This is a genomic window from Streptomyces sp. NBC_01017, from assembly GCF_045162795.1.
In the GTDB taxonomy this organism is placed as follows: domain Bacteria; phylum Actinomycetota; class Actinomycetes; order Streptomycetales; family Streptomycetaceae; genus Streptomyces; species Streptomyces machairae.
Genome location: NZ_CP108683.1, coordinates 6,585,266 through 6,598,825, shown reverse-complemented (window position 1 = coordinate 6,598,825; position 13,560 = coordinate 6,585,266). Strand labels below are relative to the sequence as shown.

12 protein-coding genes are annotated in these 13,560 nt (G+C 70.9%); 1 reads left to right on the top strand and 11 read right to left on the bottom strand.

From position 1 onward, the window contains the following. Positions 1-39: 39 nt before the first annotated feature. The 10 genes from OG331_RS30255 to OG331_RS30210 form a co-directional block, all read right to left on the bottom strand. The gene (locus tag OG331_RS30255) at positions 40-1,569 is read right to left on the bottom strand and encodes an FAD-dependent monooxygenase (RefSeq protein WP_406202004.1); all 1,530 of its coding nucleotides are present in this window, start codon (positions 1,567-1,569) and stop codon (positions 40-42) included. Between the two features lie 2 nt (positions 1,570-1,571). Next, complete coding sequence (locus OG331_RS30250; RefSeq protein WP_406202002.1) at positions 1,572-2,522, bottom strand: aromatase/cyclase; 951 nt, start codon at positions 2,520-2,522, stop codon at positions 1,572-1,574. 98 nt (positions 2,523-2,620) lie between these two features. After that, on the bottom strand, positions 2,621-3,409 hold the full coding sequence (gene fabG / locus OG331_RS30245; protein ID WP_328881304.1) for a 3-oxoacyl-ACP reductase FabG: 789 nt from the start codon (positions 3,407-3,409) through the stop codon (positions 2,621-2,623). 144 nt (positions 3,410-3,553) lie between these two features. Then, positions 3,554-3,829: an acyl carrier protein gene (locus OG331_RS30240; RefSeq protein ID WP_406201999.1), complete on the bottom strand. Its 276-nt coding sequence runs from the start codon at positions 3,827-3,829 to the stop codon at positions 3,554-3,556. Between the two features lie 586 nt (positions 3,830-4,415). After that, positions 4,416-5,627, bottom strand: coding sequence for a ketosynthase chain-length factor (locus tag OG331_RS30235; RefSeq protein ID WP_406201997.1), 1,212 nt, complete (start codon positions 5,625-5,627; stop codon positions 4,416-4,418). Further along, positions 5,624-6,910, bottom strand: coding sequence for a beta-ketoacyl-[acyl-carrier-protein] synthase family protein (locus tag OG331_RS30230; protein ID WP_406201994.1), 1,287 nt, complete (start codon positions 6,908-6,910; stop codon positions 5,624-5,626). Before OG331_RS30230 ends, OG331_RS30235 begins: the two co-directional genes overlap by 4 nt. Further along, on the bottom strand, positions 6,907-7,236 hold the full coding sequence (locus tag OG331_RS30225; RefSeq protein ID WP_328881300.1) for a TcmI family type II polyketide cyclase: 330 nt from the start codon (positions 7,234-7,236) through the stop codon (positions 6,907-6,909). The genes OG331_RS30230 and OG331_RS30225 overlap by 4 nt, the downstream gene beginning before the upstream one ends. 68 nt (positions 7,237-7,304) lie before the next feature. Next, positions 7,305-7,499: a hypothetical protein gene (locus tag OG331_RS30220; protein ID WP_406201991.1), complete on the bottom strand. Its 195-nt coding sequence runs from the start codon at positions 7,497-7,499 to the stop codon at positions 7,305-7,307. Positions 7,500-7,524: 25 nt separating this feature from the next. Next, positions 7,525-9,297: an acetyl/propionyl/methylcrotonyl-CoA carboxylase subunit alpha gene (locus tag OG331_RS30215; RefSeq protein WP_406201988.1), complete on the bottom strand. Its 1,773-nt coding sequence runs from the start codon at positions 9,295-9,297 to the stop codon at positions 7,525-7,527. 352 nt (positions 9,298-9,649) lie between these two features. After that, on the bottom strand, positions 9,650-10,399 hold the full coding sequence (locus OG331_RS30210; protein WP_406201986.1) for a response regulator transcription factor: 750 nt from the start codon (positions 10,397-10,399) through the stop codon (positions 9,650-9,652). 554 nt (positions 10,400-10,953) lie between these two features. Between OG331_RS30210 and OG331_RS30205 the strand changes: the two genes are divergently transcribed. Continuing rightward, complete coding sequence (locus OG331_RS30205) at positions 10,954-11,664, top strand: ScbR family autoregulator-binding transcription factor (protein ID WP_406201984.1); 711 nt, start codon at positions 10,954-10,956, stop codon at positions 11,662-11,664. Positions 11,665-12,373: 709 nt separating this feature from the next. Here OG331_RS30205 and OG331_RS30200 read toward each other — a convergent pair. After that, entirely contained in the window at positions 12,374-13,468 is a 1,095-nt protein-coding gene (locus tag OG331_RS30200) for a ScbA/BarX family gamma-butyrolactone biosynthesis protein (protein WP_406201982.1), read from the bottom strand. Positions 13,469-13,560: the final 92 nt, after the last annotated feature.

Here is a 13,560-nt window from a genome sequence, read left to right as displayed (position 1 = left end):
AATTGCCATGACCGTGGTGTCCGGCGTCGCGTCTCCCGGTCAGAGCCCGGGATCGGGCCGTCCGAACCAGTGGCGGATCGCCGCCGACGCCGCCCACGGGTCCTCCCCCGCCCAGGCGACATGGCCGTCGGGGCGGATCAGCAGCCCGTCGGCACCGTGCAGCGGCTCGGCCGAGTCCCGTCGTACCGCCACCGGAGTGACACGGTCGGACCAGACCTTGCCGAGCCAGCGCAGTTCGGCCCGGGCTGAGTCGGCGACCAGCAGCAGTCCGCGCCCGTCGCGCAGGGACTCGGCGACGCCGACCGGGCCGTCCGGCGTCGGCAGCGTGCCGAGCGGGAGCCGGGCGCCGAGCAGGGGGTGGGTGCCGCCGCCCACGGGGTAGCGGATGTCGAGCCCGGTGATCATCGCCGCGAGGTGGTCCCGCGTGGGTCCCGCGGCGATGAGCTCGCCGAGCAGGGTGCGCGCCGGTTCCACCTCCGGCCCGCCGAGCAACAGCAGCGCCTGGGCCCGGATGTTGGCGAGCACCCGGCGCCCGACCTCGTGCCGCTCGTCGTGGTAGGTGTCGAGCAGCCCCGCCGGGACCCGGCCGCAGGCCACCGCGGCCAGCTTCCAGCCCAGGTTGGCCGCGTCCTGGAGGCCGAGGTTGAGCGCCTGGCCGCCGCTCGGCATCTGCCGGTGGGCGGCGTCGCCGGCGAACAGCACCCGGCCGTGCCGATACCGCTCCAGCTGCTGGTTGGCGTCGCCGAAGGAGTTGAGCCACACCGGGCGTCCGCCGCTCAGGTCCTCGCCGGTGACGCTTCGCCATACGTCCACCACCTCGGCGAACTCCGGCGGTCCCGTCCGGGGCCGGGCCGGGCGGCCGAAGGCATGCACCATCACGCGGGTGACACCGCCGGGCATCCGGGCCGCAATGGCCAGCCCGTGCTCCCGGCGCTCGAAACGCCGGTTCGGGATGTCGATCCCGGCGATGTCGGCGCGCAGCAGTTCCCGTCCCGCCGGGGTGCCGGGGAAGGCCGCCCCGGTCAACCGCCGCACGGTGCTGTCCTCGCCGTCGCAGGCGACGACATACGCCGCCCGCAGCCGACGTACGCCGTCCGGGGTGTCGGCCGTGACCTCCACGTACCCGTCCTCCTGGGCGAGTTCGCGCACCTCCCAGCCACGGCGGACGTCGGCGCCGAGGGCGCCGGCCCAGCCCTGGAGCAGGTCCTCGGTCCTGGTCTGGGGCACCTTCCACTGGCCCGAGTACGGGCCGGGCACGGTCAGGTCCATCGGTACGCCGCCGAAGTGGCCGCGCGGCTCCCGGGGCGGGTCGCCGAGCGCGTCCAGGAGCCCGCGGCAGTCGAAGAGTTCCGCCGTACGGGCGTGCAGCGTGGAGGCCCGGGACTCCGTGGTGGGGATGCGCAGGCGTTCCAGTACGACCACGTCGGCGCCGCCGAGGCGCAGCTCGCCGGCGAGGAAGAGGCCGACGGGGCCCGCGCCGACCACGATGACCCGGGTGGCCGGGGAGAAGTCGTCGCCCGTCACCCGGGAGGCCTCGTCCGCCAGGGCGCGGGAGGTGTCGTCGGCCATGGTCAGCGGCTCTTCTCCGCGTGGTCCCTGGCGTGCCCCAGCGTGGCGCGGCTGTTGGTGCTCAGGGCGCCCTGGACGTACTCGCGGGCGTCCTCGACGGTCGCGTCGGAGCCGAGGATCCGCTCGATGTTGTCCGGGTTGAGCACCACCGTGTGCTGCGAGGTGGCGGCGACCCCGCGCGGGTACTCCTCGAACGTCCACAGGCCGGTGTGCAGCGTCATCAGGGCCGGCAGGGTGACCTGCTTGTAGGCGATCGCGCGGTGCGGGAAGGTCACCCGGTACGACTTGGTGGTGTGCGTCGAGCCGTCCTTGGCCCTGGTGTCCATCTCCAGCACCTGGAGGCCGGGCGTGGGCTCCTCGAAGCCGACGCGGGCCACGTGCGGCAGCCGGTCCACCCAGAGGTGGGCCTCGTTGATGAAGTCGTACACGTCCTTGGCGGAGCCCTCGATGAGCACCGTGTCCTCGAAGGAGAAGGTCAGCTCGCGGGTGGCGTGGGCGCGCTCGACGTTCTCCTTCAGGGCGGCCAGCTCCGAGCGGGAGTTGCGGTCGACGGCCTCGTCGATCCAGGCGAGGCCCTCCGGGTCGTCGTCGACGGCTCGGTAGTCGTGCAGGAGCCGTACCAGTGAGTCGCCGCCCGGCAGTTCCTCGATCACCCAGGCGCCGCCCATCGCGGCGACCGGGGGCGCGGAGACCTCCTGGCGGAACGTGATCCGGCGGTTCTCGGGGTCCAGGGTGCGGCGCGAGGTCCAGCTCTTGGGGGCGCCGTTGGCGGTGGCCCAGATGCGGATGCGCTCCTCGCGCTCGCCCTTCTCCAGGTGGTCCACGTAGATGGTGGGCGGGAAGATCCGGGGCCAGTTCTCCACCTCCGCGATCAGCCGGTAGACGGCGTCGGCGGGGGCCGAGACGGTGATCTCGTGCGCCACCTCGCGGGTTGTCTCTTCCGTCGTGGTCACGTCCTCGTCCTCATCTTCCTGTGTTGGTCCGGCGGGCGGGTGTCGGCGTCGGCGTCGGGAGCCGGCGTGAGGAGCCGGCGTCGGGAGCCGGCCGGGGGTCAGAAGTTGCCCAGGCCGCCGCAGACGTTGATCGCCTGAGCGGTGACGGAGGCGGCGGTGTCGGAGGCGAGGTAGCCGACCATCCCGGCGACCTCCTCCGGCGTGGAGTAGCGGCCGAGCGGGATCTTGGCCTGGAACTTCTCGAGGATCGCGTCCTCGGTGGTGTCGTAGGCGGCGGCGTAGCCCTGGCGGACGCGCTGGGCCATCGGGGTCTCGACGTAGCCCGGGCACACGGCGTTGACGGTGATGCCGGTCGGGGCGAGCTCGTTGCCGAGGGCTTTGGTGAAGCCGACGACGCCGTGCTTGGAGGCGGAGTAGGGGGCGCCGAGGACGACGCCCTGCTTGCCGGCGGTGGACGCGATGTTGATGATCCGGCCCCAGGTGCGGCCGCGCATGCCGCCGGTGTTGAGCACCTCGCGGGTCATCCGGAAGACGCTGTTGAGGTTGGTGTCGATGACGTCGTCCCACAGCTCGTCGGCGATGTCGGCGGTCACTCCGCCACCGCTGCGGCCGGCGTTGTTGACGAGGATGTCGACGGCGCCGAAGCGGTCGACGGCGGCCTGCACGAAGGCCTGGACGGCGTCCGCCGAACGGACGTCCACGGCGGCGCCGTCCGCCTCCAAGCCCTCCTCCTGGAGCTGCTTGACCGTCGCGGCCACGTTGTCGGCGTCACGCGCCCCGATGAACACGCGGTGCCCTGCGGCGCCCAGCTGCCGGGCCGCGGCCAGGCCTATGCCACTGGTGGCTCCGGTGATCAGCGCGACGCGCTGCGTCTGGTGCTGCGGCATGCTTTTTCAGCTCCCTTGGGTGGAGGACTACGGAGGGGTGTGGGTGTGGGGGTGGGGGGACGAGTGGTGAGCCGCCGCCGGGTGAGTGGAGTGGGGGATGCGCCGACGGCGGCGTGATCACGAAATGTCGGGTACGGCGAGGCGTCAGGCGGCAGCCTGAGTTCCGCCCCCCAGCTGGGTGTTGACCGCATCGATCAGGGCGCGCGGCGTGTTGCTCTCCGACAGGACGTCGTCGTCCAGGACGATGCCGTACTCCCGCTCGATCCGGCCGCCGGTCTCGAGCAGCGCCAGCGACTCGTAGCCGAGGTGCTCGAAGTCCGCGTCGAGGATGTCGCCGTCAAGATCGACGCTCTCCTCGGCGCCGGCGCCCTCGATCAGGATGCGCTTGAGGTCGTCGATGGTGAACTGCTGCGGTTCCACGTGGAGTTCCTTTCGGGTACGGGTTGGTGGCTGGTGGCCCGGCCTGGTGGTGGGTGGCTGCCTGGTGGCCCGGAGGCGGTGGGCGGCTGGCCGGAGGCCGGGAGGCCGGTGGGCGGCTGGCCGGAGGCCGGGAGGCCGGTGGGCGGCTGGCCGGAGGCCGGGAGGCCGGTGGGCGGCTGGCCGGAGGCCGGGAGGCCGGTGGGCGGCTGGCCGGAGGCCGGGAGGCCGGTGGGCGGCTGGCCGGAGGCCGGGAGGCCGGTGGCCGGAAGGCCTCGTTCAGTGACCGGAGGCCTGTTGGCCTAGGTCCGTGGCCTGTTGGGCGGAGGTCGGAGGCGGTGGGCGGCTGGCCGGAGGCCGGGAAGCCGGTGGCCGGAAGACCGGTGGCCGGGAGGCCGGTGGTCGGAAGGCCTCGTTCAGTGACCGGAGGCCTGTTGGCCTAGGTCCGTGGCCTGTTGGGCGGAGGTCGGTTGACCGGAGGTCGGTGACCTGTTGACCGGGGACCAGTGACCTGTTGGCCGGAGGTCACTGGCTGCCGGGCCACTGGCCGTGGGCCAGCCGGCCCCGGGCCCCGATGGGCGGCGGGCCCTCAGGCCACCCCCCGCACCACCGCCGCCGAGTTGAACCCCCCATACCCCCGGGCCAGGATCAGGGCCGTTCGCAGTGTGGTCTCGCGTGGGCGGTCGGTTACCAGGTCGAGGGGGTGGTCGGGGGACGGGGTCACGTGGACGGTCGGGGGGATGATGCCGTCGCGGATGGCGAGGAAGGCGGTGGCCAGGTCCAGGGGGGCCGCGCCCGAGTAGAGGCGGCCCGTCATCGTCTTGGGGGCGGTGACCGGGACGGAGCGGGGGCCGAAGACCGCCGTGATCGCCTCGGTCTCGATGCGGTCGAGCTCGGGGTCGGCCGCCGCGTCGGCGAAGACCACGTCCACCTGGTCGGCGTTCAACCCGGCGTCTTTCAGGGCGAGTTCGATCGCGCGGCGCAGGGCCGGCGGGCGTTCGGTGCCCGGTGCGGGGTCGAACGTCGCGGCGTACCCGGCGATCTCGCCGTAGATCCGCGCACCGCGCGACCGCGCCGACTCCTCGGACTCCATGACGAGCAGCGCACCGCCCTCGCCCGGCACATACCCGTCGGCGGCCCCGTCGAAGGGCAGATACGCCTGGCTGGGCTCGTCGCGCGTGGTCAGTCGCTGCGCGGCGAGCTGGGCGACCCAGCCCCACGGGCAGATGGAGGCGTCCACGGCGCCCGAGACCACGATCGCCGTGCCCTTACGGATCTGGCGGCGTGCCTGCGCCACCGCGTCCAGACCGCCCGCCTGGTCGCTGACGACCACGCTGCTCGGACCCTTCATCCCGTGCCGGATGGAGATCTGGCCGCTGTTGACCGCGTAGAACCAGGCGAACGACTGGTACGCGCTGACGTACTGACTGCCCCGGCTCCACAGCGCCTGCAGCTCGCCCTGGCCGAACTCGAAGCCGCCCGACGAGCTCGCCGTGACCACGCCCATGTCGAACCCGGGCAGGTCCTGCGGCCGTATCCCCGCGTCCGCGAGCGCCCAGTCGGCGGCGACCAGTGCCAGCCGGGTCATCCGGTCGGTCTGCGGCAGCAGCCGGCTCGGCAGGTGCTCCTCGGCCGCGAAGCCGGGGATCTCACCGGCCAGCCGCGCCGGATAGCCCGACGGGTCGAAGCGGGTGATCCGCCCGATGCCGCTCTTGCCGGCGAGCGTCGCCGCCCAGTAGTCCTGAACTCCCAGGCCGTTGGGGGCCGTGACACCGAGGCCCGTCACCACGACCGCGTTCATGCCATGCTCCTCTCGGGACGGGCGAGCACCATCGCGCTCTGGAAGCCGCCGAACCCACTGCCCACCGACAGCACCGCGTCGGTCAGCTGCTCGCGGGCGGTGAGCGGCACGTAGTCGAGGTCGCACTCCGGGTCGGGGGTGTGCAGGTTCGCCGTGGGCGGCACCACGTGGTGCTCCATCGCCAGCGCGGACGCGGCGATCTCGATCGACCCGATCGCGCCGAGCGAGTGCCCCACCATCGACTTGATGGAGCTCACGGGAGTGCGGTAGGCGTGCTCGCCGAGGCTCTTCTTGAAGGCGGCCGTCTCGTGCCGGTCGTTCTGCTTGGTGCCGGAGCCGTGGGCGTTGATGTAGTCGATCTGGTCCACGTTCATACGGGCCTCGTCCAGCGCCACCGTGATCGCCTCGGCCATCTCCGCACCGTCCGGCCGCAGACCGGTCATGTGGTACGCGTTGCTGCGGGTGGCGTAGCCGGCGATCTCGGCGTAGATGTGCGCCCCGCGGCGCCGCGCGCTCTCCAGCTCCTCCAGGACGAACACCGCACAGCCCTCGCCGAGCACGAACCCGTTGCGGGTGCCGTCGAACGGCCGCGAGGCCTGCTCGGGGTCCTCCCGGCGCGGGGTCGTCGCCTTGATGGCGTCGAAGCAGGCCATGGTGATCGGCGAGATCGGCGCGTCGGACGAACCGGCGATCATCACGTCGGCCGAGCCCTCACGGATCAGCTCGACGGCGTAGCCGACCGAGTCGATGCCGGAGGTGCAGCCGGTGGACACCACGGTGTTGGGGCCCTCCGCGCCCACTGTCCAGGCGACCTCCGCCGAGAAGGAGCTCGGGACGAAGTAGTTGTAGAGGTGCGGTACGGCGTACTCGTGGTCGACCAGGTGCAGCCGGCCGCCGTCACTGACGATCCGGTACTCCTCGTCCAGCCCCATCGTGGCGCCGACCGCGCTGCCGATGGTGACGCCCACCCGGTGCGGTTCGTGGGCGGTGAGGTCGATCCCGCTGTCGGCCACCGCGCCGCGCGCCGCGACCACCGCGAACTGCGCGGCCCGGTCCATCCGGCGGACCTCCTGCGGGGTGAGCCCGTGCCGGTCCGGGTCGAAGTCCATCTCCGCGGCGACCTGCGAGCGGAACGGGCTCGGGTCGAAGAAGGTGATCCCGCGCGTCGCCGTGCGGCCCTCGCTGAGCAGGTTCCAGAAGCTGCCCTTGCCGACGCCTCCGGGCGCGAGGACCTCGATCCCGGTGATGACGACCCGCGCGGGACTGTCCCGACGGCCGCTCATCGGGAGGCCTCCCAGTTGTAGAAGCGCGTCGCCATGGCGTCGGCGGGAGACCGCCAGGTGGCCGGGTCGTACGCCTCTATGTGGGGCTTCAGGTCCTCACTGATGCGCACGAAACGCTCGTCGGACTTGGCCTTCTCGATCAGCTCGCCACCGTTGTCCGCGTCGAAGTCCTGCAGGTGGAAGTAGAGACCTCGGTAGTGGAAGAGCTGGCGGCGTCGCGTACCCATCAGATGGGGCATCTCGGTCTCGTCGAACGCGCCGAACAACTTGGCGACATCGACCGCGGAGCCCGGTTCCATCCGAGCCACGATCAAGGTGCTGTGCATGAGCTCTCTCCTTGGAAATGGTGCGTGGGAAAGGGGGTACGGAACACGGAACGGGAAGTCGATTTCCGTCAGTCGATGCCCCGGCAGATGTGCGGATGGTCGCTGTCGTTCTCGTCGTCCTCGCCGGCCAGGAGCCAGGCGGGCGCCCGGGGCGCGGGCACGTCGTGCCCGTCGTACGACTCGGAACCCGTCCTGGAAAAGGCCTCGGAATAGGTTTCGGAGTACGTCTTGGAATACGTCTTGGAATACGTCTCGGAGTACATCTGGTCACACCTCCCTGGGACTTCCTCAGTCCTTGATCTCGCAGATGGCTGCGCCGGAGGTGAGGGAGGTGCCGACGACGGCGGACAGGTCCTTGACGGTGCCGGACCTGTGGGCGTTGAGCGGCTGTTCCATCTTCATCGCTTCGAGTACGACGATCAGGTCGCCTTCCTCGACCTCCTGGCCTTCCTCGACGGCGACCTTGACGACGGTGCCCTGCATCGGGGAGGCGAGGGTGTCTCCGGAGGCGGCGGGGCCGGAGTTGCGCGCCGCCCGCCGCTTCGGCCTGGCACCGGCGGCCAGGCCGGTGCGGGCCAGGGTCATGCCGAGGGAAGCCGGCAGGGAGACCTCCAGACGCCGACCGCCGACCTCGACCACCACGGTGTCGCGACCGGGCTCGTTCTCGGTGTCGGTGTCGACGGGGGTGGCGAAGGGCTTGATCTCGTTGACGAACTCGGTCTCGATCCAGCGGGTGTGGACCGTGAACGGGCCCTTCTGACCATGGACTTCGGGCGCGAAGGCCGGGTCCTTGACGACCGCGCGGTGGAACGGGATCGCGGTGGCCATGCCCTCGACCTGGAACTCGGCGAGGGCGCGGGCGGCGCGCTGGAGCGCCTGCTGACGGGTGGCGCCGGTGACGATCAGCTTGGCGAGCAGGGAGTCCCACGCCGGGCCGATGACCGAGCCCGACTCGACGCCGGCGTCCAGGCGGACACCGGGACCGGTGGGCGGGGCGAACGTGGTGACCGTGCCCGGCGCCGGGAGGAAGCCCCTGCCGGGATCCTCGCCGTTGATGCGGAACTCCAGCGAATGGCCACGGATGACGGGGTCGTCGTAACCGAGTTCCTCGCCGTCGGCGATGCGGAACATCTCGCGCACGAGGTCGATGCCGGTGACCTCCTCGGTGACCGGGTGCTCGACCTGGAGGCGGGTGTTGACCTCCAGGAACGAGATCGTGCCGTCGGCCCCGACCAGGAACTCCACGGTGCCTGCGCCGACATACCCCGCCTCGCGAAGGATCGCCTTCGACGCCCCGTACAGCTGGGCGACTTGAGCCTCGGAGAGGAACGGGGCCGGGGCTTCCTCCACCAGCTTCTGGTGGCGGCGCTGCAGCGAGCAGTCACGCGTGGAGACCACGACCACGTTGCCGTGCTGGTCGGCCAGGCACTGCGTCTCGACGTGCCGGGGCTTGTCGAGGTAGCGCTCGACGAAGCACTCCCCGCGCCCAAACGCGGCCACGGCCTCACGAACCGCGGAGTCGTACAGCTCCGGCACTTCCTCCAGCGTGCGGGCGACCTTCAGTCCGCGTCCGCCGCCGCCGAAGGCTGCCTTGATCGCGATCGGCAGGCCGTGCTCCTCGGCGAAGGCGACGACCTCATCCGCCCCCGACACCGGGTCGGGCGTGCCCGCGACCAGCGGGGCGCCGGCGCGCTGGGCGATGTGCCGGGCGGCGACCTTGTCACCGAGGTTGCGGATGGCCTGCGGCGGCGGGCCGATCCAGATCAGGCCGGCGTCCAGGACAGCCTGGGCGAACTCGGCGTTCTCCGACAGGAAGCCGTAGCCCGGGTGGATGGCGTCCGCGCCGGACTCGCGCGCCGCGTTCAGGACTTTTTCGATGTCCAGATAGCTGCTTGCCGGGGTGTCACCGCCCAGGGCGAACGCCTCATCCGCAGCGCGGACATGCGATGCGTCGCGGTCCGGATCCGCGTAGACGGCCACGCTCGCGATCCCGGCGTCCCGGCAGGCCCGGGCCACGCGGACAGCGATTTCGCCACGGTTGGCGATGAGCACCTTGCGCACGACTGGCCCCCTCCTCAATCGGCAGGAATTCTGGGATGATCAAGCGCGGCCGGGGTAATTCCCCTCCCGGGCAGGCGCTGAATACCTGTCCATACTCGGTGCCTGACCTCGGCGCTTTCAACAGCCGGCCATTAAGCCTTCGGACCAGATCCTCAGCGGGGATACGGCTTTGTTGGCGCAGCGCCAGGCAAGTGTCAGGGAATTGTCAGAAGCCCCGTCGAACCGCTGAGGGCGGCAGAACCGTCGACCGGCACAGGAAAAGGCCAGGGCATGCGAAAGGGCGGGCTCCCCGTCCGGAGCCCGCCCTTTTCGAAGTCGGCGGCGATGTGGTGACATCGCGCCGGGTGCGAGATCAGCCACTACCGAAGCGGAACCCCACTCCGCGTACGGTGACGATCCAGTCGCTGCCCCCCAACTTGCCTCGTAGGCTGCTGACATGGGTGTCCACGGTTCGACGGGACCAGGACCCACCCCAGACCTGCTGCATGATGCGCTTGCGCGAGATCACCGTCTCCGGGTGGGAGGCGAGCAGATAGAGCAGATCGAACTCCTTGCGGGTGACCTCCACGACCTGGCCGTGCAGACTCACCTCGCGCGAGGCGGCGTCGATGCGCAACGGCCCCCGCGAGACGACCTGCTCGATCTGCACCTGCGGACGCGAGCGACGCATGACGGCGTCCATCCGGGCCATCAGCTCCCGGAAGCCGTAGGGCTTGACGAGGTAGTCGTCCGCGCCGGCCTGGAGACCGAGGACACGGTCCAGTTCCGTCCCCCACCCCGTGACGGCTATCAGCGGGACGTCGCTCAGGGCACGGATGGAGCGGCATACCTCCAGACCGTCCAGGTCGGGTAGTTCGAGATCCAGCAGAACGATGTCCGACACCTGGTAGGCCTGCAGAGCCGCGTTGCCCGTGCCGACCCCCTCGACCTGGTGGCCGTGCCGCCGCAGACCGGCGGCGAGGGCCTCCATGTCGCCGGTGTTGTTCTCGACCACCAGGACCCGCCAGTTGGTCGACGGCTTCCGGATCTGCGAGGTGATGGGCTTTCGAAACTCCAGAGTGCTGCTCGTTGCGCGTTGGCTCACTGCTCTCCCCCTGAACATGTAGTTCCCGCTCGAGCGCCTTGGCTTGTCGAGCCTAAAAACCTACCTCTCGGTTTGTCAAAAAAAAACTCGGTAAACTCACGGTCTGTGACAACTGATGCCACTTTTGCCGGAGTTGCCAGGACATGAAGGATCAATTCCGCCGCGAAACGTAACTGGGCTTGTGATTCTGGATCTTGAAAGTGGTCAAAATTCGCCCCCAGGCCACGAGAAAGTAATCACTGACGGCGGCTGCGGTTTGTTCTGGGTCTCAACAACCGGGCCTGCTCACCCGTAGATCAAGTACCGAGGGCGGCCTCGCCCGATGCATTGCGCATCCCCTGGGGCAGTGGTAGACCGTCCGGGATGTTCTCGGCTGGCTGATTCCCTGCTTCCACTTCTCCCTCGCCCTGGTCATGAGGTGGGAAAGTGTGATCTTCTGGGCAGTACTGACGGTGTGTCGATAGAAACGAGAGCCGCAGCCGGACCGACGCTCCCGTCACTCGGACATCCGCACCCCACAAACAAACCTTCAAGTCCGTTTCCTGGACTGCGGGATGAAAGGATTCAGGCAGGTGGGACTACAACAGGAGAGGGCGATCCGCACCCGCCGGCTCATGCTGAAGTCGGCGGCAGAGGTCTTCGACCGCGAGGACTACGCCTCGGCCAGGCTCTCCGACATCAGCGCGCGGGCCAACATGAGCACGGGCGCGCTGCACTTCCACTTCGCGAACAAGGAGGACCTGGCCCAGGCGGTCGTGAGCGAGGCGCGCGGCATCCTGTGGCGCGCCGCGCGCCTCGCGTACGAGAAGAACTCCGAGCCGCTGCAGGCCCTCACCGACATCTCGCACACCCTGAGCCAGTTGCTGTCCTGGGACGTGGTGTCACGGGCCGGGCTGCGGCTGGACAACGACCGGTCCCGCAAGGGGCGGGAGCAGTTCATCCACGCGTGGCACGCCTGCGTGCAGCGACTGCTGGACCGCGCGCGCCAGGAGGGCGGGGTCGCCGCGCAGGTCCAGCTGCCGGCGCTGACCTGTGCGATCGTCGCCGCGACGACCGGCATAGGAGTACTGATAAAGGGGGGCGAGGGCGACCGGACCCGGCTCGCCTTCACGGGGTTCTGGCAGGGCTTCCTGCCGGGACTCGCCGCGCCGAGCCTGCTCGGCGGACTGAACCCCGGCGGCACACCGGACGTCGTCGAGCACGCGGTCGCCGTGTCGCGTTACCTGCCCTACGCCCCGGAGGAAGAGGTCGACGCGGAGGCAGCAACGACGGGGGTGAGGTGATGCGGGCCCGATGCCGGGCCCGATGCCGGGTCCGGGACCGGCCGTGGGAGCGGTCGTTGGACCGGCCGTCGGCGCGGAAGTGGGAGCGGCAGTAGGGGCGGTCGTGAGATCAACCGTCGGAGCGGCCGCGAGACCAGCTGCGGGACCGCGCGTCGGCGCGGCCGCAGGACCGGCAGTAGGACCGGCCGCGAGATCGACCCTCGGACCGACCATGAGATCAACCGTCGGAGTGGCCGCAGGACCAGCCGCGGGACCGGCCGTCGGCGCGACAGCGGGAGCGGCCGTCGGCGCGACAGCGAAACCGACAGTACGAGCGGCCGCGAGATCGACCCCGGACCGACCATGAGATCAACCGCCGGAGTGGCCGCAGGACCAGCCGCGGGACCGGCCGTCGGCGCGGCAGCGAAACCGGCATCAGGAGCGACCGTGAGGTCGACCGCCGGCGCGGCAGTGGGAGCGGCCGTCGGATCGGCCGCGGGACCGGCCCTGAATTGGGGTGCCCGCGCCATCGCGTCCTGGCGGTGCCGTCAGCGGCGGACCGTCGGCCCCCGGCGACCGCGCGGGAGTCGCCGGCGGCAGTGCGCGGGTCGGCCACGGCCGTACGCCCCCGCGACGCACGCCGTGGCGACCGTGTGTCCGCCGTCCGGGACGGACGAGATGACCGGCGAATCCGCCGGAACCCCTGGCGCCGCCGCCGGGACGTGCCGGCTCAGCCGCCGTCCCTCGGCGCGCCGCCGCCCAGGGTCAGCGTGAAGACGGGTTCGTCCTGTTGGAGGCCCTGCACCTGCATCACGGTGCCCTGCTCCGCGGACCGGTCCGGGCCGGCCAGGATCCAGCAGGGCTCGGTCAGTTCGCAGTACTTGTGGAAGGCGATCCGCATCGAGGCGGGGTGGAAGTCGTGCCCGGGCGTCAGCACGTTGGCGGCCTGGCGGGCGGCTTCGAGGAGCACCATGCCGGGGACGTGGTCGTTCGGCCGGGCGAAGAGTGTGGGGTGCGTGGTGTCCAGGCGGAGCCGCCAGCCGGGCCGGTGCCTGGAGGGGGCGAGGACGACGTCCTTGCGGTCGCCGCGGCCGGTCTCGCGGGGCGCGACGGCGGGCAGCAGCGGCAGGGGCCGGCCGGCGACGGACATCCGCTCGCCGCGCAGCCGGCGGTAGACGCGCGCCGAGGTGCAGCCCAGGATGCCCATGCTCGTGGCGAGGAGCCGGCCGAGGCGCTGGAAGCGCAGGTCGACCCGCATGCCGACGAGGCGCCCGGCGCGTAGCTGGACGTCGGTGCACTCGACCACGACGTCGATCGCGCCCGAGGCGCCCGCCACGGTGAACTCCGTTGTCTCGACGCGGTATCCGAGCTCCCGCATGACGAACTGGTCGCCGATCGGGACTCCGAACTCGGCGTGGGCCAGCATCATCGTCGCCTGCCGGGTGGTCTCGGCGACGAGCAGCGGATCCTGATGCCCGCCGGGCAGCGGGGCGAAGAAGCGGTGTGCGGCGGGCCAGTTCACCGAGACCAGGAAGCTGTGCTCGGTCAGGCGCAGCCACTCGACGGGGAAACGGTCCTCGGGGTCCGGGCGGTGGCACAGCTCGGCGGTGGCCCGGCCGTCGGGAATCAGAACCGGGGAGTCGGTCCGGTATGGGGGCCGTGAGGCGGACTCTTCCGAGTGGATCGGTGCGGCCGGTCCGGCAAGCGGACCGCTGTGCCGGGCCGTGCTGTCCCCATGGGCGGGGTCGGGTCGCTCCTGCGCCGGGTCCAGACCCGTACGAGACTCAACAAACCGTTCGACTACGGATATCGCGCCATCAGGCATGGATTGCCCCCTGAGTCGATACATGTGGGGATCGTTCCCCTCTCGACAAAAGACTGGCAGTCCGGTTCTCTTTGCGGGGGAACCTGACCAAG

Coding starts and splice junctions, on each gene's coding strand:
- OG331_RS30225 (WP_328881300.1), bottom strand. CDS start 7,236: ATGCACAGCACCTTGATCGTGGCTCGGATGGAACCGGGCTCCGCGGTC.
- OG331_RS30220 (WP_406201991.1), bottom strand. CDS start 7,499: ATGTACTCCGAGACGTATTCCAAGACGTATTCCAAGACGTACTCCGAA.
- fabG (WP_328881304.1), bottom strand. CDS start 3,409: ATGCCGCAGCACCAGACGCAGCGCGTCGCGCTGATCACCGGAGCCACC.
- OG331_RS30230 (WP_406201994.1), bottom strand. CDS start 6,910: ATGAGCGGCCGTCGGGACAGTCCCGCGCGGGTCGTCATCACCGGGATC.
- OG331_RS30200 (WP_406201982.1), bottom strand. CDS start 13,468: ATGCCTGATGGCGCGATATCCGTAGTCGAACGGTTTGTTGAGTCTCGT.
- OG331_RS30210 (WP_406201986.1), bottom strand. CDS start 10,399: ATGTTCAGGGGGAGAGCAGTGAGCCAACGCGCAACGAGCAGCACTCTG.
- OG331_RS30255 (WP_406202004.1), bottom strand. CDS start 1,569: ATGGCCGACGACACCTCCCGCGCCCTGGCGGACGAGGCCTCCCGGGTG.
- OG331_RS30235 (WP_406201997.1), bottom strand. CDS start 5,627: ATGAACGCGGTCGTGGTGACGGGCCTCGGTGTCACGGCCCCCAACGGC.